The organism is Flavobacteriales bacterium (genome assembly GCA_016715895.1).
In the GTDB taxonomy this organism is placed as follows: domain Bacteria; phylum Bacteroidota; class Bacteroidia; order Flavobacteriales_F; family PHOS-HE28; genus PHOS-HE28.
The window spans coordinates 247,417-266,062 of record JADJXH010000004.1; the positions used below are offsets into that span (position 1 = coordinate 247,417).

The following is an 18,646-nucleotide window of genomic DNA, read 5'->3' on the forward strand; positions in this document are numbered from 1 at the left end:
GCATGCGCCTGCTTCCCCTTTTCGCGATCGTGTTGCTGGCCTGCACAGCAGGCGGTTCCACGGAGGATCCGGTGATGGCCGACACGCTGCCGAACGGCTCCCCGAACGGTCCGGCGCTGTTCCAGATGCACTGCACCCTCTGCCACGGCAAGGACGGAAAGCTGGGGCTGAGCGGTGCGAAGGACCTCACCCTGTCGGCGCTCACGCGGGAGGAGGTGAGCACGGTGGTGGCCGGTGGCAAGGGGAAGATGATGGGCTACCGCAACATGCTGAAGCCCGTGGAGCTCGACGCCGTGGTGGACCACGTGATGGCGCTGCGCACAAGCGCACCCGGGGGTCGGCCATGATCGAGACCACGCGGGCGAAGGCCGAAACGGCCGTGCTGGTGGGCCTGGTGACCGATGAGCAGGACGCCGGGCGGGTGAAGGAATACCTGGACGAGCTGGAGTTCCTGGCCACCACGGCGGAGATCCGCACGGTGAAGCGGTTCACGCAGAAGCTGCACCGGCCCGACGGGCGCACGTACGTGGGCAGCGGCAAGCTGGCCGAGGTGAAGGCCTGGATCGAGGCGAACGGCACCGACAGTGTGATCTTCGACGATGAGCTGACGCCCGCCCAGCAGCGCAACCTGGAAAAGGAGCTCGGGCGGCCCGTGCTCGACCGGCCCCGCTTGATCCTGGACATCTTCGCCCGGAGGGCCCGCACGGCGCACGCCCGCACGCAGGTGGAGCTGGCACAGTACGAGTACATGCTGCCCCGCCTCACCAAGCTGTGGACGCACCTGGAACGGCAGCGCGGTGGCACCGGCACGCGGGGCGGGGCCGGCGAAAAGGAGATCGAGACCGACCGTCGCATCGTACGCGACCGCATCGCCCTGCTGAAGGCCCAGCTGCGCGACATCGACCGCCAGAAGGCCACCCAGCGCGGCAACCGTGGCAAGCTGGTGCGCGTGGCGCTCGTGGGCTACACCAACGTGGGCAAGAGCACGCTGATGAACCTGCTGAGCAAAAGCGATGTCTTCGCCGAGGACAAGCTCTTCGCCACGCTGGACACCACCGTGCGGAAGGTGGTGCTCGGCAACCTGCCCTTCCTGCTCAGCGACACGGTGGGCTTCATCCGCAAGCTGCCGCACCAGTTGATCGAGAGCTTCAAGAGCACCCTGGACGAAACGCGCGAGGCCGACCTGCTGCTGCACGTGGTGGATGTGAGCCACCACGACTTCGAACAGCAGTACGCCACGGTGAAGCAGACCCTGAACGAGATCGGCGCCGGCGACAAACCCGTGATCGTGGTGCTGAACAAGATCGACGCGTACCGCCCGGCCCCGCACGACCCGGACGACCTGGCGCCCAAGCGCCGCGATCAGTTCACACTGGAGGAGCTGCAGCGCACGTGGATGTCGAGCATGGACGGTGCGGAGTGCATCTTCATCAGCGCGGCGCGACGCACGAACATCGACACCCTGCGCCGGTTGCTGTATGACCGCGTGAAGGCGCTGCACATCGCGCGCTACCCGTACGAGAGCGATCTGCTGTTCAAGGACGCCTACCTCGAAGGTCGCGTGGAGGAGGAGTGAGCCCGGGAGCGCCCGGCAGCGCATACGCACCGGTGCGGGAGGCACGTTGCACAAGGACCGATGGCGAGGAAGCGCGGCAAGGGGAAGGGGAAGCGGAAGGCGCCGGGGATCGGGGCCATCCTGCTGCTGCTCGTGCTCGCCGCCGTAAGCGGGCTCGGGCTGCTGGTGGCACTGGTGTCGTTCAACGTGTTCGGTCGGCTGCCCAGCCAGGCCGAGCTGGCCGCCATCGAGCATGAGGAGGCCACGCTGGTGTTCGCCGAGGACGGCACCTTGATCGGCAAGCTCTTCGCGGAGGAACGCACCAACATCCGCTATGAGGACCTGCCGCAGCACCTCATCGACGCCCTGGTGAGCACCGAGGACGCGCGCTTCTTCGAGCACCAGGGGGTGGACGGCACGAGCTACGTCCGCGTATTCTTCCGCACCATCCTCGGCGGTGACCGCAGCGCGGGCGGTGGCAGCACCATCAGCCAGCAGATCATCAAGAACCTCTATGGTCGCGAGCGGCACGGGCTGCTCACGGTGCCCGTGAACAAGATCAAGGAGGCGCTGGTGGCGCAGCGGCTGGAGCGCGTGTATGACAAGCGCGGCGTGCTCGTGCTCTACCTGAACAGCGTGCCGTTCGGCGAGAACCTCCATGGCATCGAGTCGGCCGCGCGCCGCTTCTTCGGCCGTTCCACGTCGCGGCTGAGCGTGGAGGAGGCCGCCGTACTGGTGGGCATGCTGAAGGCGAACACGGCCTACAACCCGCGCCTGCATCCCGACCGCGCCCGCGAACGCCGCAACACGGTGCTGGGCCTGATGGAGAAGCACGGCCACCTGGACGCGCGCACGGCGGACAGTCTTCAGGCCCTGCCGTTGAAGCTGCGCTACACCGGGCTCGACGCCTACGACGTGTACGGCTACTTCGTGGCCCGGGTGGCCGAGGAGGCCGAGGCCCTCCTGCGGGAGCAGGCCGCGGCAGCCCCCTCCGGCGGGAAGAAGAAGAAGGTCCTGCGGGCCCCTGTTCCGCCCGCGGCCCTCCCGGACCTGCGCAAGGACGGCCTGCGCATCCACACCACGCTCGATCCCGAGCTGCAGCACCTGGCCGTGGAGGCCTCGCGGGCACACCTCGCACGCATGCAGCCCAGGCTCGATGCGGAACTGAAGGCCTCAAAGGCCCGCACGGCATGGGAGCGCGCCAAGGGGCGGAAGGCCGACCGCGCTTGGAAAGCCGATGCCACCGCACCGCGCGAGCTGTACGACCACACCGGTGTCCGCGTGGACACGATCGGCCATCGCGACAGCCTGTGGCACTACCATCGCCTGCTGAACGCCGCCGTGCTGATGATGGAACCGGGCACCGGCAACGTGCGGGCCTGGGTGGGCGGCGGCCACCCCCGCTATCTGCCGTACGACCTGGTGAAGGCGCGTCGCTCCATCGCCAGCGCGATCAAGCCCGTGATCTATGCCGCCGCGCTGGAGGCCGGTCACGCGCCATGCACCTACCTCAGCAACACGCCACGCACCTATGCCGAATACGATGACTGGGCGCCGGGCAACTTCGACGGCGATACCACCGGCGGCGAGGTGGCCATGTGGGCGGCGCTGGCGCGCAGCATGAACCTGCCCACGGTGGACCTCTACTTCAGGCTGGACCAGGACTCGCTGCGCGACGTGGTGCGCGCCTTGGGCATTCCCGGTGTGCAGGTGCAGCATCCGTCGGTGTGCCTGGGTTCGTCCGACCTCAGCCTGCTCGACATGGTTCCGGTGTACGCGGCCTTCGCTGCACGCGGTCAACGGCCACGCCCACGCCTGATCACGCGCATCACCGACGCCGACGGCAAGGTGCTGTACGAAGCACCCCGTCCGCGGAGCCGGCGGGCGCTCACCGCGGAGGTGGCTGATGCCATGAACGCCATGCTGCGCCGAGCCGTGGACCAGGGCACGGGCACGGCGCTGCGCTCACGCCATGGCGTGGGTGGCGCCCTGGCCGGCAAGACGGGGACCTCCCAGGACCAGCGTGATGCCTGGTTCTTCGGCTACACGCCCGGGTTGGTGGTGGGCACCTGGGTCGGCGCGCGCGATCCGTCGGTTCATTTCCGCGGGGCCCTGGGCACCGGTTCGCAACTGGCCCTGCCCATCGCCGGGCAGGTGTTCCACGGCATCGAGGCGAGCAGTGAGCTGCGCCGGCGCTACATGCGACCCTTTACCGCGCCGGACTCCGCACGGTTCGTGATGGACTGTCCTGCCCGGCATGAGCCCGGTTGGATCGAGCGGCTGTTCGGGGGTCCGCCAGAAGACCCGACGGATACGAACGCGCGGCCCGGATTTCTGCAGCGCCTCTTCCGCGACCGGGAGCAGGAGCGCTGATCAGGGCAGTTGCGCCACACGCACCGCCGTAGGTACGCTGCCACCGATGTTCACCAGGATCGGGTCGCGGTCGTTGGTGCCCCCCGCGTACTTCACCACGCCGTCCATGTTCACATCCTCGCGCAGGTACCCGCCCACGGTGGCCGTGGGCACCGTGCCGCCGATGGCCGACAGGATGGGATCGCGGTCGTTGGCGGCGCCCGCGTACTTCACCTGCCCGTTGAAGGTGACGTCACCCGCCCAGAGCACCATGGTCCCGCTCAGGTTCTTACGCGCATCAGTGCCGAAGGTCGCCGTGGCCGGAGCGGTGAGGTCCACCGCCAGCGGAGCGCCGCTGAGCGTGTAGGCCGAGGCCGTCATCGCGCCGAGGTGGTTGCGATGCCGGACAGCGATGCGGTAGCTGCCCGTGGCCACGGTGAACGACAACGGCGACACACCGTCCGCCGCCACCACATCGCCATCTCGTTGAAGCAGGCCGCAGCGCGTGGCGATCACGGTGGAGGGTGTGGTGGCATCCCGCAACTCCACCACCACCCAGTCCACCACGGCATTGACGCCGCTGGTCTGCAGCACGGTCGGTGTGGTGGTCTCCCCTCCCCCGCCCACATGGGCATAGCTCAGGGCCGTGTACGGTTCGGTGAGGGGAAGGAGACCTGCGGTGCGGAGGTCGTCGCGCATGAGCTGATCGCCGGCGGACCACGGTCCCTCGAGCACGGCGCACAACGCGAGCTGCACCGCAGGGCTGTTGGGGGTCAGCCGGAAGGTGCGTAGCTGCTGCGGGGCGAAGGAGGCGGTGACGGTGCCGTTCACCAGCGGGGCGGCGCCCGTGTTCGTCTCGATGTGCGTGGTGGTCTGCACCGCGCCCAGGCCCCAGGTGGAGGCGATGGTCGTGCTCTGTGCCGCGTCGCTCACGTTCCACAGGCGTGCAATGATGCCGCTCGCCACGCCTTCCTCAGCCGGTTTCAGGGCCCAGAGCAGCACGTCGGGATCACTGAAGGTGAAGGCGCCGAAGGTGGTGGCGGGATACGGACCACCGTTCCCGGTGCAGGTGCCGACCACGAACGGGTTCTGGTGCTCCAGGGCGAAGCGCATGGCGGCCACCTGGTCGTAGGCGCCTTCATGCGGCCGCAGGCTGAAGCCGTAGTGGAAGAGCGTGTCGCCGTGCTGGTCGGGAATGCCCGGGCCGCTGCCCTGGAAGTTGCCGCCCGCGGTGAACCGCAACTGGCTGCTGCCGCTGTCGAAGGTGCCGGTGGTGCTGTTGCCGAGCTTCAGGAAGGCGGGGCCGCTGGCGCTCACCGTGAGCCCGTACTGCGCGTTGCTGATGTCGGCGAAGTGGCCGAGGGTGAGCTGGTCGTACCGCGCGTTCTGCGTGGCGTAGTGGCCGCCGTTGCTTTCCAGCTTCGCGGTGAGGATGGCGCCCAGCTCCTCATGGCGGACCGTGGCGTTCACGATCTGCACACCGTACGCCCAGTCCAGCATGCTGCTGAAGTTGTCCGTGATGCGGTCCTCCACGTCCACACGGTGCAGGTCCTTGTACAGGGTGACGCGCACGTCGTGGCCCAGGGGGATCACGCCTTCGGTCTGCACCGTCGCACTGATGGGGCCGTTGTTCACCAGGTACTTGATGCCACCGGGCGCCGTATAGGCTCCCAGGTCGTTCATGATCCGTCCGTTCACCGTGCCGGCGTAGCTGCGGTTGGCGAGCTTGTCGCGCAGGCTGGTGATCACCCCTTCGCCGCTCATGCTGATGCGGAAGCGATCGCTCTCGAAGAGGTGGATGTCCAGCGTGGCCGTGTTGGGCGCGACCGGCGGGTTACCCGGTTGCAGGGTGTACACCTTGTACCCGGCGGCAGGCACGTCCGTGGCCAGGATGCGCACGAAGGTGGCGCCGTCCTTCACGATCACCTGCGAGGGGATCACCGTGGCCGTGGTGCGGTCCACCACCTGCACGGGCTGCGGACCGGCATAAGGCAGGTCGGCCACATCGGTGCGCAGATGCCCCAGCGGGTTCACCACCACGAAGCGGAGCTCACCGCCCGCGTCGATCTGCGACCCCAGCGAGGCCAGCGCGTTGCTGAGGAGCTGGGTGCCGTAGCCGGTCACCTGGGCCTCCAGCCCACGCTGCCACAGTGCACGGTCGTTCGCGGGCACCACACCACCCACGCCGAAGTTGTGTTCCCAGTAGAGGCTGATGGCGGTGTGGGCCTCTTCACGCTGCGCGGCCATGTTCGACCACACGGCGGGGTCGTGGCGTGCGGCCAGCGTGGCCACGGCCTCGGCACTGCGCAGGCGTTCGATGCCGCGCCGCATGCGACCGGTGACCTCGGCGATGCTGGCGCAGTCCAGGTCCCACTCGTTGCCGAAGCTCAATGCCTGGCTGGGCAGCGTGCCGCCGTAGGTGGCCTCGATGTCCTCGAAGAAGTCCTTCATGTTGCTCACATGGCACTGCGTGGTGGCATCGCTGCGCGCCTGGGCCACGGTGGGAAAGCTGCTGTCCAGCGTGAGGGTGTTGTCCCATCCACGGCCGAAGGCACCGGCCACGGTATAGGGGTAGTTGTGCGGGAAGGCGACGCTGTTGAGCTTGTCCAGGCACTGGTCCACGGCGGTGTTGGGCACGAAGGCCTCGGCATAGCCGCCCAGGCCCTGGTTGTAGGTGAGGCTGTACCACTTCATCAGCACGCTGGAACCATCGAGGCCGGTGTACCGGTACAGCTCGTGCTCACGCTGGCCCAGGCCCGTGACCTGGGTGGCGCAGCCGCACACACCCTTCCAGCTGTAGCGCGCGCCCATGCCGTTCCACAGGGAGGCGAGCCCGAGCGGCTGGGTCTGGTTCTCCATGCTGATGGCCATGGGGATGTCGATGCCGTATTGCCGTTGCAGACGGCCGGCGTAGTAGCCGCTGCGGATGACACCCTCGGTGATGTTGCCGCCGTGCGTGCACACCAGTCCGTTGAGCGGCACGGTCATCTGGCCGCTCTGCAGCTGGGCGATCAGCCGGTCGAACTGGGCCGCCGGCCGGTTGCGCTTGTAGATCTCCACCCAGTACCAGCCGTCGCAGTTCCACTTGTTGCGGTAGGGTGCCGGGTTGCCGGCGGTGGCATCGTTGAGGTCCAGGTAGTGGTCGATCATCTGCGGGATCCACTGCTCGTGGTCCGCCACCGTGCCGCTCCACAGGTAGTCCGTGTGGTCGTCCGGGGCCAGGTAGATCCGGTTGGTCTGACCTTCGGCGAGGGTCGCCACGACGAGGGCGGGCCATAGGAAGTGGGAACGGCGCAGCATGGCGCAGGGGTTGGGTCCGGTCAAGGTACCGGATCGGCCGGACCTGGACAGCGTCAGCGCCGGCGGTCCATGCCGGGCACGGAGGCGGGGGCGCGCTCCTGCTGCGAAGGTGGCGGAGCCTTCACCTGCATGCCGTCCTTGTACTCAATGGACCGCGTCACACGGCCGTCGGTGTCCAGGAACTCCATGGTGCCGTGCAGGCGGCCCTGCACATAGCTCATGCGCTGCACCACACGGCCGCGGTGGTCGTACACCTCGCAGCGCCCGTGGGGGTCGCCGTTCAGCAGTTCCTGCTGGCGCAGCTTCACCCCGGCATCGTCGAAGTAGGACCACTGGCCGCTGGGCATGCCGTTCACGTAAGTGCCCTCACTGATCGGCAGGCCGGCGGTGTTGTACGCCACCCAGCGACCACCCCGCTTGCCGGCCGCGTAGTAGCCTTCCTCCTTCAGCTTGCCGTTCTCGTACCAGAACTTCCATGCGCCATCCTTCAGATCGTCCTTCCAGCTGCCTTCGTACTCCTGCTGACCATCGGGGTACCAGCCCTTCCACAGGCCGCTGATGCGCCCTGCCGTGAACCCGCCCTGGTCCTTCATGCGGCCGTTCTCGAACCAGCTGGTCCACTGGCCTTCGCTGAGGCCGTTCACGTAGGGGCCCTCCTGGAGCTTCTGTCCGTTCTCGTACCAGGTGGTCCATACGCCCTGCTTCACACCGTCCACGAAGCCGCCCTTCTTCCAGAACTGACCGCCCTCGTAGAAGTAGACCCAATCGCCCTGCTCGCGATCGTTCGCGTAGATGCCGGTGCTGCTGAGCTGGCCGTTCGGATACCAGTACTTCCACACCCCCTGCCGCTTGTCCGCCACGAATCCGCCCTGCATGTCGGGCTGGCCGGTGGTGGTGGTCCACACCCAGATGCTGTCCTTCAGGCCATCGCGGTAGTGGCCGGTGATGTTGGCCTGGCCGCTCCGGAAGAGGAGGCGGAAGGGCCCATGAAGCCGTCCGCGCTCGTAATGCTCCTCCTTCTCAAGCCTGCCATCGCTGAAGGAGTACGACCATGCCCCGTGTTTCACTCCGCCGAGGTAGGCGCCCACGGCCTTGGGGTTCCCCGCGGGATACAGTTCCCGGTAGGCGCCGCTGGGCACGCCGCCCACGTATGCGGTCTCCGTCTGCAGGGCCCCGCTGGCGTACCAGGTGCGCAGGGTGCCGGTGCCGTCCGTCACGGTGCGCTCGCCGGCCTTGTCCCATGCATCGAGCAGCAGGCAGATGGTGTCGGCGCACTGTTCGCGCATGTAGGGCCGGCCGTCGGTGTACCAGTACTCCCAGAGACCTTGCTTCCGGCCGCGCTGGTAGGTGCCGCGCTCCATGAGGGTGCCGCTGCGGTAGTAGCTCTGCATGAGGCTGTCCTGTTCGCCGCGGCGGAACCAGCCGTCGTGCTGCACCTGGCCGTTGTCGTAGAAGAGCCGCACGTGACCGTCGCGTTCGCCGCCTTTGAACTCTGCCTCCTCGTAAAGTCGTCCCTGCGGGTCCCAGAAACGCCACTGGCCCCACTCGCGCCCATTGACGAAAAGCCCTTCGCTGCGCTTCACGGTGCGGGTGCTGTCCCAGTGGTCCACGAAGGGTTGCACGGACTGGGCACGGAGGGCGCCGGAAGCGAACAGGAGGAGGAGGAGGAGGAAGCAGCTGCGCAGCAGGAGGGGCATGGCCTCAAAAGTACCCGGCGAGGCAGGCACCTTGTCAGGAGGAACGACGGATCATCCACGATCCGCATGGGGTGCGAACGGATCGCGGCCCTGCCGTGTTCCCACACGCGCCCCCTGTTGGGTCACCAAGGACCACGTACCGATGGATGAGCGTGAGGAGCACACGCGGAGCAGGGTCCCGGCTACCTTGCAGGCCATGAACGGGAACCGGGGCCGGCGCCTGGCGATCCTCGCCGGACTGGCGGGCGTGGTGCTGCTGCTGGCCGGCTGGAGCGCCGCCCTGGAGCCGCGCGGCCACCACAACCGGCTGGAGGATCTCCTGTTCCGCTCGGCGGACACGGACCTGGTGGTGCTGTACAGCACCTATTTCGCCACGGCCGGCCGCTGCGCGGGCTGCCACGGCCATGATGTGAACGGTGTGGCGAGCGTGGACGGCAGCGGCCGCGACGTGAACGCGGCCGACGACTGGCGCAGCACGATGATGGCCAACAGCGCCCGCGACCCCTTCTTCCGGGCCAAGCTGGAGCACGAAGTGCTGGTGAACCCCGGCCACCAGGGGGCCATCGAGGGCAAGTGCCTGGGCTGCCATGCGCCCCTCGGCTTCCACGAGCAGCGCATGCTGGGAGGCGCCCCCTTCACCGCGGCCATGCTGGACACGAGCACCATCGGGCTTGACGGCGTGAGCTGTGCGGCGTGCCACCAGCAGGACCCCGACAGCGCCGGCCGATCCTTCAGCGGTGACCTGCGCTTCAGCATCGACACGGTGTACGGCCCGTATCAGGAGGACGAGATCAACCCGGCGATCATGGAGTTCTTCGTCGGCTTCAGGCCCACCTTCGGGGAGCACATCGTGGATGGACGCACCTGCGCGGGCTGTCACACGCTGATCACTGAGACGGCGGACCTGCAGGGCAACCTCACGGGCGACCGGTTCGTGGAGCAGGCCACCTGGCACGAGTGGCTCAACTCGTCGTACAACGGCACCAGCGCCAACTGCCGCAGCTGCCACATGCCGCGCATCCAGGACAGCATCATCCTGGCCTCCGACTATTCGTTCCTTCCGGGGCACACACCCTTCGGGTTGCACCATCTGGCCGGTGGCAACGTGTACATGCTGGAGCTGATGAAGCAGCACCGCCAGCAGCTGGGCATCCCCGCCACCGACGTGCAGTTCGACAGCACCATCGCCCGCACGCTGCACAACCTGCGCCACCGCTCGGTGGACCTTGACGTGCAACTGGTGGACCGCAGCGCGGACACCGCATGGATCGATGTGACCCTGCAGAACCTCACGGGGCACAAGTTCCCCAGTGGTTACCCCAGCCGCCGCGCCTTCGTGGAGGTGGACGTGCTGAACACCGATGGCGACACGCTCTTCCACAGCGGGCGTATCGATGCGGCCTGGGAGGTGGAGGGCCATGATCCCGCCATGGAGCCGCACCACGATGTGATCCGCGGTCCGGACCAGGCCCAGATCTATGAGCTGGTGATGGGCGACGTGAACGACGACGTCACCACCGTGCTGGAGCGCGCCAAGAGCCCGTTGAAGGACAACCGCCTGGTGCCGGTGGGCTTCAGCACCACGCATTCGGCGTACGACACCACGCGCATCGCCGGCGTACCGGCGGCGGACATCGACTTCAACCACGATGCGCTCGGCCTGGAGGGCAGCGGCTCGGACCGTGTGCACTACCACGTGCCGCTCGGTGGCTACGAGGGTCCGCTGCAGGTGCAGGTGCGGGTGTGGTACCAGCCGGTGCCGCCCCGCTGGAACGCGGAGATGTTCGCCTTCAACGGCCCGCGCATCGACAGCTTCCGCACCATGGTGGACGGGATGGACGGCAGCCCCACGCTGGTGACGGCGGACAGCCTTTTCGTGGGCGCGCTGGGCCTCGGGGAGGGCGGAGCCACGACGGTGCTGGTGCATCCCAACCCCGCGCCAGACGGTCGCGTGACGGTGACCGGCCCCGCCGAGGTGCTGGAGGTCTTCGACGCGCAGGGGCGAAGGGCCGTCGTTCAGGTGGTGCGCCAGGGTGATCGGAGCGTGTTGCAACTGCCTTCGGTGCCAGGCACCTATCTGGTGGTGCTGCGCCACCGGGGTGTGGACCGCGTGGAACGCGTGGTGCGACCATGACCGCTCCTGTTCTCGCCTCCCTGCATTGCTATCCGATCAAGTCGGTCGGCGGCTTCGCCATGCACGAGGCGCGGCTCACCGACCGTGGGTTCGCGCACGACCGGCGCTGGATGCTGGTGGATGCCGCCGGGCGTTTCCTCACCCAGCGCGAGCTGCCCTCCATGGCGTGCCTCCGCACGGAACCGGCGGAGGACGGCTTCACGGTGATCGACCATCGCGATGAGGAGCACCTGAGCCTGCCCTGGACCTTGGAGGACGGCCCCGAACCCGAGGTGGACATCTGGGGAACGCGCGTGCGCGCGCGCGAGGCACCATCGGGCTGGTCCGCCTGGTTCAGCACGCGTGTGGGCGGTGCGGTGCGGCTGGTGCACATGCCCGATGCGACGCATCGCCCCATCGACGAGCGCTATGCCCGCGGGTTGACCTCGCTGAGCGATGGCTTCCCCTACCTGATCGTGTCGCAGGCCTCGGTCAATGCGCTGAACGAACGCCTCGACGTGCCGGTGCCCGTGGACCGCTTCCGCCCGAACCTGGTGATCGGCGGTGGCGTGGCGCATCAGGAGGACGGTTGGCGCGAGGTGCGGATCGGCACGGCGCGGTTCTCCCTGGTGAAGCCCTGCGCACGCTGCATCATCACCACCACCGACCAGCGCACGGGTGAGCGTGGCAGGGAGCCGCTCCGTACGCTGGCCACCTACCGCACGATGGACGGCAAGGTGCACTTCGGCATGAACGCGGTCGCCGATACGCAGGGCCTGGTGCGTGTGGGCGATCCCATCTCGATCCCGGACCGGCCATGATCCACTCCATCCTCGCCGACAAGGCCACCCGCCTCTACCTCATCCTGGGCGGCTTCTTCGTGGCCAACGCGCTCATCGCCGAGATGATCGGGGTGAAGCTGTTCCAGTTGGAGACCTTGCTGGGGATGCCGAAAGCGGACTTCACGCTGCTCGGCCAGCCGCACCTGAGCTTCGTGCTGAGCGTGGGCGTACTGCCCTGGCCCATCGTCTTCATCATGACGGATGTGATCAACGACTACTACGGCGTGCGCGGGGTCCGCTTCCTCACCCTCCTCACCACGGCGCTCATCGCCTTCGCCTTCGTCGTGATGTTCTTCGCCATCCGCATGCCGGCGGAGCAGGGCTGGTGGACCGGCAGCAGCGCGGCGCAGGGCGTGCCCGACATGCAGGCGGCCTTCACGGCCATCTTCGGCCAGGGCATGAACATCATCCTCGGATCGCTCACCGCCTTCGTGGTGGGGCAGCTGGTGGACGCCTTCGTGTTCCGCCGCATCAAGCGCATCACCGGCGACCGGCGGATCTGGCTGCGCGCCACCGGCAGCACCGTGGTGAGCCAGCTGGTGGACAGCGTGGTGGTGACCTACATGGCGTTCTGGGTCCTCAAGGACATGAGCTTCCCCATGGCCACGGCGCTGGTGCTCACCGCATACAGCTACAAGCTCGTCGTGGCCGTTCTGAGCACGCCGCTGGTATACCTCGTCCACGCCGGCGTGGAGCGCTATCTTGGCACGGAACGGGCGGCGGCGATGCGCCTGGCCGCGCTCCGCCAGCACGAGGTAGCATGAGCGATTCGGTGATCATCGAGCCGGTGAGCAAGGTGGACGACGCCGGCTTCCACAGGCTGGTGAGCCGGGAACAGGACCGTCTCCGCGCCTACTTCCCGGTGACCTTGGGCCGCTGCACGGACGTGGGCGCCACCCGACGCTACCTCAAGGAGCTGGTGTCCATGGCGAAGGACGGGACCTTCTTCTGTTTCGTGCTGCGCGACTATGAGGGTTCCGACCCCATCGGCGCGGTGTTCCTGAAGCAGTTCGACCGCACGGTGGGCCGCTGCGAGGTGGCCTACTTCATCGATGAGCCGCACAGCGGGCAGGGCTACGGCACCCTGGGGGTGATGTGGGCCGTGGACCATGCCTTCAGCCGGCTGGGCATGGGCAAGGTGGTGGCGCGCATCGCGCCGGACAACACCGCCAGCATCCGGGTGGCCGAGCACTGCGGCTTCCAGCGCGAGGGCCTGCTGCGCCGCGAGTTCCGCACCGGCCATGGCGAGCTGGTGGACCTGTTGTACTACGGGAATCTGCGCCCATGAACCGGCGACGACGACCCACGCGCCGCACCCCCGCCTCGCTGGACCGTTCGGCGAAGCGCGCCGCGCAAAAGGCCGCCGGGGCCTTCGACGGTCGCTTCCGCCCGCGCGTGGTGCGCAGCCGGAAGACCTACAGCCGCAGGCCCAAGCACCGCGGGGAAGGTCCCGAAGGCGCGGCCTAGGGGGCCGGCGTCCACTTCTCCACCCGACCCGCCACCGGCTTCAGCGCCGCCAGGTGGTCGTAGATCGCCCCGAGGTCCTGCTCGGTCATCGTGGCGTACATCGTCCACGGCATCACCGTCTGGAAGTCGCCCGGGCCCACCTTTGGATGGACGTAGGCACTGTCGGCGTACTGCTTGAACCGCGCGATGAACATGGCCTTGTCCCAGGCCCCGATGCCGTCCGTGGGGTGCGGCGTGATGTTCGGTGACCGCAGCACGGAGCCATCGGGGAAGGCGAAGGTGAATCCTCCGGCGAAGGGCTGACCCACACGTTCGCCCTTCACGGTGTTCGTGTGGCACTCGATGCAGGCGGCCGCATTGGTCACATACTCGCCATAGAGCGCGTCGGTCGGAGCGGGACGGTCCATGGGCTTTGGCGGCTCGGGCACCGTGCGCATGATGAGGTTCACCGGGAAGTCGATCGTGCTCTCCGGATAGGCCGGCGTGGCGATGGGGTCCAGGGAGCGCAGGTAGGCGATGATGCTGTGCACGTCCTCGGTGGCCAGCCTGTTGTAGTTCGGATAGGGCATCACCGGGAAGAAGGGATGACCGTCCTTGCTGACCCCGCTGGTGATGGCCCGGTACAGTTCGCCATCGGTCCAGTCCTTCAGTGCGAAGGGGGTGATGTTGCGTGCGAAGAACTCGCCGGGGAACTGCATGGTGCGGTCGAACTTGTCGCCGCCGGCCCCCAGCGTCCCGGGTTTGGGCGGACCGGCAAAGAGGCTCCAGTCACGCTGCGCGTGGCAGTCCATGCACACGCACACACTGTTGGCGAGGTAGCGCCCCCGTTCGATCCGCTCGGGGGTGAGCTCCACCTTCAGGTCCGCAGGCGCGTCCACATCGGGCAGGGCCTTTGTGATGTAAAGCAGTCCTGCACCGACGACCACGGCCAGGAGCAGGAGCACGGCAGCAAGGATCTTGATGAACCGTTTCATGGGACAGGTGGTGTTGGATGGAACGAAAGTGGCGAATGACGGATCACCACACAACCGGAAGCAGCGTCACCTGCGATCGAGGATCAACGCCTGTTACCTTCGGAGCGCATGTCGAAGAACATCACCTCCCTCTCCGGCCGCGACGGCAAGGAGCTGGACGACGCCCTGTGGGACCGGTTGCAAGCGGCCGCCGACCTTACGGGCACGCCATCAACGGACGCGCTCACCCGCATCGCGGATGAGTACCTCATCGGCGAGGCCATCACCTATGGCACCAGCACCTTCTACGACTTCCTGAAACCGGAGAACAAAGGCATCAAGGCCTACGTGTGCAACGGCAGCGCCTGCCTGGTGGCGGGCACGCAGGACAAGGTGCACCACGCACTGCGAAAGCACTTCAAGGAGGAGGAGATCGGGCACATGTGCTGCCTGGGGCGCTGCCACGAGAACAGCGCCTTCCACATCGGCGGTCGCAACTACAGCGGCGACAGCGTGGACCGCGTGGACGAGGTGGTGAAGGCGGTGCGTGAAGGTGGTGCGCACGGCGTGGCGGCGAACGGTGGGCACCATGTGGGCACCACCATGGAGGCCCCCATCCTCACAGCGCCCATGCCGCCGCTGCCGGAGTTCTACGCGGTGTGGGAGCGCGTGCTGCAGAGCGATCCGGCGGACATCCTGCAGGAGATCAAGGTGGCCACGATCCGCGGAAGAGGAGGGGCCGGTTTCCCCATGGGCTTCAAACTGGAGGCCTGCCGCAACGCCACCGACACCACCGGCAACGGCACCCCGCGCAAGTACATCGTGTGCAATGCGGACGAAGGCGATCCGGCGGCCTTCAGCGACCGGTACCTGCTGGAGCAGCGTCCGCACCGTGTGCTGCTCGGCATGATGATCGCCGGCTACTGTGTGGGGGCCGATACGGGTGTCCTCTACATCCGGGCGGAATATCCCGAAGCGATCGCCGCGGTGAAGGAGGCCATCCGGGAACTGGAGGCGGCCGGCTGGATCGGCACCGCCATCAAGGGCAGCGGCTTCCACTGGCGCTTCAAGGTGATCAAGGCGGCGGGTGCCTATGTGTGCGGTGAGGAGACGGCGCTGCTCAACAGCATCGAGGGCAAGCGCGGCGAGGTGCGCACCCGTCCCCCCTATCCGGCGCAGCAGGGTCTGTTCAACCGGCCCACGGTGGTGAACAACGTGGAGACGCTCGCCTGTGTGCCCTGGGTGGTGGAGCATGGCGGTGCGGCCTTCGCACGGCTCGGCTCCGAGAAGAGCAACGGCTCCAAGCTCGTCTGCCTGGACAGCGGCTTCAACCGCCCCGGTCTCTATGAGGTGGAGTGCGGCACCCCCCTCGCCCGTGTCATCGACGAGCTCGGCCAGGGCTTCGCCCGCCCCACCAAGGCGCTGCATATCGGCGGACCGCTCGGCGGCATCGTTCCGATGGAGAAGATCAACGCGCTCTCCATCGATTTCGAGAGCTTCCAGAAGGAGGGCTTCCTCCTCGGGCATGCGAGCGTGCTCAGCATCCCCGCCGGCTTTCCGATGATCGACTACCTGGAGCACCTCTTCGCGTTCACGGCGGCGGAGAGCTGCGGCAAGTGCTTCCCCTGTCGCATCGGTTCCACCCGTGGACGGGAGCTGATCCAGGGTGCACGCGACGGCCGGCGGATCGACCGGGCGCTGTTCCAGGACCTCATCGAGACGATGGAGATCGGGTCGTTGTGCGCGCTCGGCGGAGGACTGCCGCTCGGTGTACGCAATGCGCTTCAGTACTTCGGCGACGAGCTGCGTCCGGCGTTCACCTGATCGATGAAGGCGGCGCCCGAGCCGGCGCTCCCAACGCACGACGCGCCGCGATGCGGCGCGCCGGAAATGGCGAAGGGCCCGGAACCCGGGCCCTTCGATCGTATGGAGCCAGGCTCCTTACTTCTTCTTCGCGGCCTTCTTCGTGGCCTTCTTCGCGGCCTTCTTGGTGGCCTTCTTCGGAGCGGCCTTCTTGGTCGCCTTCTTCGCGGCCTTCTTCGTGGCCTTCTTAGCTGCCTTCTTTGCCATGACGGTTAAGGGTTTGAGACAAACGTATCACCTCGAACGCATCCACGCATCAAATGGTTGCAAGGATGTACCAACCAAATAGTGTTGATAACGATGAAGTGCGATCATCGATCCTCGCATCGCATCGCGGTCATGCGCGCATCCGTTCGTTCGCATCGGTCGCATGCATCACGTGATGCACATGGTGCTCCTGCATCGCGTCGCCGCCATCACGCATCGCTCCTGCCATCGATGCGTTCGGTGCCAAGCCGATCATCCCACCGCACGCATCCGGTTGCCCTTCGCCTCGTGCGTGAGCTCGCACAGGCCGAGCGCCTCCATCAGCGGTGGCAGGTACACGCCGAAGCGTCCACGCAGACCCTTCTTCAACCCATACCAGCCACCCACCGGGTTCTGCGGTGAACGCCCCCAGGCTTCCACGGTGCCTTCCTTGGCCGGCTTCTGCTCATCGGCCCCGCCGAGCTCCCTGGATCGCATGCGGACGTCCAGATGAGTCGCATGGGCTCCGATCGGCATGCGCAAGGGGACTGATCATTGATCGAAGCGCGTTCGCGCGATGCCTTGCGGAAGGGCAGCGTCCGTCATGGCCGCGTTGCCGGCCCTGGTGCGGAGCGCTTCCGCTCAGCGGAGACCCGCAGGCAGCGGCCACCGCTTATGCGCGCCGGTGAGCCGAGCGAGCAGCAAAGCGAAGCCGAAGAGGGCATCCTGCAACCAGAACGGCATGCCCGCCAGCCGGTACTCCTTCCGCATCTTCCACAACAGGTGCATGGCGGCCAAGGGCGGCACCTTGTTCCAATCGCCGCCGCGTTCCATCGCCGTATCGCCCATCGACTGCAGCATCCATTCGATATGCAGCGCCGGCTCGTACCAGAACTCCGCCTCCACCCGCTCGGTGGCGCTCCCATTGCGGAAGTTGTGCGCCTCGCCAGAACGGATCACAGTGCTCTGCCCGGGACCGAGGGTCACCTCCTTCTTGCCGATGGTCACGATCAAGGTCCCGCTGTTCACCTTGAAGCCCTCTTCCTGCCCGAAGTGGACGTGCGGACCCGGGCCTTTGTTGCCAGGCCCAAGGCTCAACGTGGCCTCGCTTCGTTGGCCGTTGGTGCGCTCGCGGGCATCGTTGAACTGGATGCGCTCGCCGATGGCATGGAGGTCGATCGTCCGTTTCATGCCGTTGCGGTTTCCAGCAAAGCTGATCGGTCTTATTGATCCGGCATCGATATAGCGGACGATCGGCACGATCTGTGGATCTTGCCGAGGCATGCGCGAGAACGACTCCAGGAAGCTGTCGATGCCCGAGCTCAATGAGCGTCGTAGGCAGGCGGTGCAATGCAGGCTCAAGGGCATGGGCCTGAAGGAAACGGCCGAACTCTGTGGCATGTCCCGCAACACGGTGAACGAAGCCTGGCAACGGTACAAGGCCGGTGGCTGGAAGGCCATTCGTGTGTGGAAGACCGGTCGCCCGGTGGGCAAGGGACGCATCCTGACAAGTGAGCAGGAGAAGGAGACACAACGGCTGATCCGTGACAGAACGCCCGATCAGTTGAAAATGCCTTATGCGTTGTGGAACCGGCAAGCGGTGCGCGAGCTGATCGAGCGGCGCTACGACCGCAAGCTGGCCATACGCAGTGTGGGGCTCTATCTGGAGCGCTGGGGATTTACGCCGCAGAAGCCACTGCGCAAGGCCTACGAGCAGCGACCGGAGGCGGTGCGCAAGTGGCTGCACGAGGATTATCCGGCCATCCGTGCACGTGCCAAGGCTGAAGGTGCCGTGATCCACTGGGGCGATGAGACCGGTCTGCGCAGTGATGACGTTCGCGGGCGCAGCTACTCCCTGCGAGGCCACACTCCCGTGGTCAGGGTGAACCACAACCGCCACGGCTGTTCGGTGATCTCCACGGTGACCAATCGCGGGGAAATGCGCTGGATGGTCTTCAAGGGCGCACTGAACAGCAGCATCCTGATCGGCTTTCTGAGAAGACTGGTCAAGGATAGCGACAACAAGGTGTTCCTGATCTTGGACAACCTCAGGGTCCACCACAGCAAGCCGGTCAAGGAATGGCTCGAGGAGCATCTGGAGAGCATCGAGGTCTTCCACCTGCCGAGTTATTCGCCCGAACTCAACCCGGTGGAAGTAGCGAACGCAGCGCTGAAGGATGCCGTCACCAAGCACGCTCCAGCACGCAAGAAGGGGCAGCTTGAACTCTTCACATCACGCTTCCTGCGTTCCCTCCAGCGACACCCCAAGCGCATCATCGCACTGTTCCAGAAAGACACCGTTCGTTACGCAGCCTGAG

Annotated in this window: 14 protein-coding genes and 1 pseudogene; 10 read left to right on the forward strand and 5 right to left on the reverse strand. The window is 66.8% G+C overall.

The window, feature by feature from the left end; genetic code table 11:
• The first annotated feature begins 2 nt into the window (after positions 1-2).
• Genes IPM49_09685 through IPM49_09695 form a run of 3 tightly spaced genes read left to right on the forward strand, consistent with a single transcriptional unit; the run spans position 3 to position 3,928 of the window.
• Positions 3-347: a cytochrome c gene (locus tag IPM49_09685; protein MBK9274797.1), complete on the forward strand. Its 345-nt coding sequence runs from the start codon at positions 3-5 to the stop codon at positions 345-347.
• Complete coding sequence (hflX, locus tag IPM49_09690) at positions 344-1,576, forward strand: GTPase HflX (GenBank protein ID MBK9274798.1); 1,233 nt, start codon at positions 344-346, stop codon at positions 1,574-1,576. The genes IPM49_09685 and hflX overlap by 4 nt, the downstream gene beginning before the upstream one ends.
• A gap of 60 nt (positions 1,577-1,636) precedes the next feature.
• Positions 1,637-3,928 carry a penicillin-binding protein gene (locus IPM49_09695; GenBank protein MBK9274799.1) on the forward strand — a complete coding sequence of 764 codons (2,292 nt, stop codon included), beginning with the start codon at positions 1,637-1,639 and terminating at the stop codon, positions 3,926-3,928.
• Here the strand turns inward: IPM49_09695 and IPM49_09700 are convergent, their stop codons facing one another.
• Entirely contained in the window at positions 3,929-7,207 is a 3,279-nt protein-coding gene (locus IPM49_09700) for a glycoside hydrolase (protein MBK9274800.1), read from the reverse strand.
• 53 nt (positions 7,208-7,260) lie between these two features.
• Positions 7,261-8,904: a hypothetical protein gene (locus IPM49_09705; protein MBK9274801.1), complete on the reverse strand. Its 1,644-nt coding sequence runs from the start codon at positions 8,902-8,904 to the stop codon at positions 7,261-7,263.
• Positions 8,905-9,100: 196 nt separating this feature from the next.
• On the opposite strand from IPM49_09705, the gene IPM49_09710 reads away from it, so the two are divergent.
• The 5 genes from IPM49_09710 to IPM49_09730 are packed head-to-tail and all read left to right on the forward strand — an operon-like array spanning position 9,101 to position 13,326.
• Positions 9,101-11,038: a T9SS type A sorting domain-containing protein gene (locus tag IPM49_09710; protein ID MBK9274802.1), complete on the forward strand. Its 1,938-nt coding sequence runs from the start codon at positions 9,101-9,103 to the stop codon at positions 11,036-11,038.
• A complete protein-coding gene (locus tag IPM49_09715) occupies positions 11,035-11,838 on the forward strand; it encodes an MOSC domain-containing protein (GenBank protein ID MBK9274803.1) in 804 nt (267 codons plus the stop codon). Before IPM49_09710 ends, IPM49_09715 begins: the two co-directional genes overlap by 4 nt.
• Complete coding sequence (locus IPM49_09720; GenBank protein ID MBK9274804.1) at positions 11,835-12,623, forward strand: queuosine precursor transporter; 789 nt, start codon at positions 11,835-11,837, stop codon at positions 12,621-12,623. Before IPM49_09715 ends, IPM49_09720 begins: the two co-directional genes overlap by 4 nt.
• Entirely contained in the window at positions 12,620-13,147 is a 528-nt protein-coding gene (locus tag IPM49_09725) for a GNAT family N-acetyltransferase (GenBank protein ID MBK9274805.1), read from the forward strand. The genes IPM49_09720 and IPM49_09725 overlap by 4 nt, the downstream gene beginning before the upstream one ends.
• Positions 13,144-13,326, forward strand: coding sequence for a hypothetical protein (locus IPM49_09730; GenBank protein ID MBK9274806.1), 183 nt, complete (start codon positions 13,144-13,146; stop codon positions 13,324-13,326). The genes IPM49_09725 and IPM49_09730 overlap by 4 nt, the downstream gene beginning before the upstream one ends.
• Here the strand turns inward: IPM49_09730 and IPM49_09735 are convergent.
• Positions 13,323-14,300: a cytochrome C gene (locus IPM49_09735; protein MBK9274807.1), complete on the reverse strand. Its 978-nt coding sequence runs from the start codon at positions 14,298-14,300 to the stop codon at positions 13,323-13,325. The genes IPM49_09730 and IPM49_09735 overlap by 4 nt on opposite strands.
• A 108-nt stretch (positions 14,301-14,408) precedes the next feature.
• On the opposite strand from IPM49_09735, the gene IPM49_09740 reads away from it, so the two are divergent.
• On the forward strand, positions 14,409-16,103 hold the full coding sequence (locus IPM49_09740) for an NAD(P)H-dependent oxidoreductase subunit E (protein MBK9274808.1): 1,695 nt from the start codon (positions 14,409-14,411) through the stop codon (positions 16,101-16,103).
• A gap of 498 nt (positions 16,104-16,601) precedes the next feature.
• On the opposite strand, the pseudogene IPM49_09745 reads toward IPM49_09740, so the two are convergent.
• Positions 16,602-16,814, reverse strand: a pseudogene (locus tag IPM49_09745) (hypothetical protein).
• 156 nt (positions 16,815-16,970) lie between these two features.
• Positions 16,971-17,519: a cupin domain-containing protein gene (locus tag IPM49_09750; protein ID MBK9274809.1), complete on the reverse strand. Its 549-nt coding sequence runs from the start codon at positions 17,517-17,519 to the stop codon at positions 16,971-16,973.
• 91 nt (positions 17,520-17,610) lie between these two features.
• Between IPM49_09750 and IPM49_09755 the strand changes: the two genes are divergently transcribed.
• Positions 17,611-18,645 (forward strand): IS630 family transposase, encoded by a 1,035-nt coding sequence (locus IPM49_09755; GenBank protein ID MBK9274810.1) that lies wholly within the window; start codon positions 17,611-17,613, stop codon positions 18,643-18,645.
• The last annotated feature ends 1 nt before the right edge of the window (position 18,646 follow it).

Coding starts and splice junctions, on each gene's coding strand:
- IPM49_09685 (MBK9274797.1), top strand. CDS start 3: ATGCGCCTGCTTCCCCTTTTCGCGATCGTGTTGCTGGCCTGCACAGCA.
- hflX (MBK9274798.1), top strand. CDS start 344: ATGATCGAGACCACGCGGGCGAAGGCCGAAACGGCCGTGCTGGTGGGC.
- IPM49_09695 (MBK9274799.1), top strand. CDS start 1,637: ATGGCGAGGAAGCGCGGCAAGGGGAAGGGGAAGCGGAAGGCGCCGGGG.
- IPM49_09700 (MBK9274800.1), bottom strand. CDS start 7,207: ATGCTGCGCCGTTCCCACTTCCTATGGCCCGCCCTCGTCGTGGCGACC.
- IPM49_09705 (MBK9274801.1), bottom strand. CDS start 8,904: ATGCCCCTCCTGCTGCGCAGCTGCTTCCTCCTCCTCCTCCTCCTGTTC.
- IPM49_09710 (MBK9274802.1), top strand. CDS start 9,101: ATGAACGGGAACCGGGGCCGGCGCCTGGCGATCCTCGCCGGACTGGCG.
- IPM49_09715 (MBK9274803.1), top strand. CDS start 11,035: ATGACCGCTCCTGTTCTCGCCTCCCTGCATTGCTATCCGATCAAGTCG.
- IPM49_09720 (MBK9274804.1), top strand. CDS start 11,835: ATGATCCACTCCATCCTCGCCGACAAGGCCACCCGCCTCTACCTCATC.
- IPM49_09725 (MBK9274805.1), top strand. CDS start 12,620: ATGAGCGATTCGGTGATCATCGAGCCGGTGAGCAAGGTGGACGACGCC.
- IPM49_09730 (MBK9274806.1), top strand. CDS start 13,144: ATGAACCGGCGACGACGACCCACGCGCCGCACCCCCGCCTCGCTGGAC.
- IPM49_09735 (MBK9274807.1), bottom strand. CDS start 14,300: ATGAAACGGTTCATCAAGATCCTTGCTGCCGTGCTCCTGCTCCTGGCC.
- IPM49_09740 (MBK9274808.1), top strand. CDS start 14,409: ATGTCGAAGAACATCACCTCCCTCTCCGGCCGCGACGGCAAGGAGCTG.
- IPM49_09750 (MBK9274809.1), bottom strand. CDS start 17,519: ATGAAACGGACGATCGACCTCCATGCCATCGGCGAGCGCATCCAGTTC.
- IPM49_09755 (MBK9274810.1), top strand. CDS start 17,611: ATGCGCGAGAACGACTCCAGGAAGCTGTCGATGCCCGAGCTCAATGAG.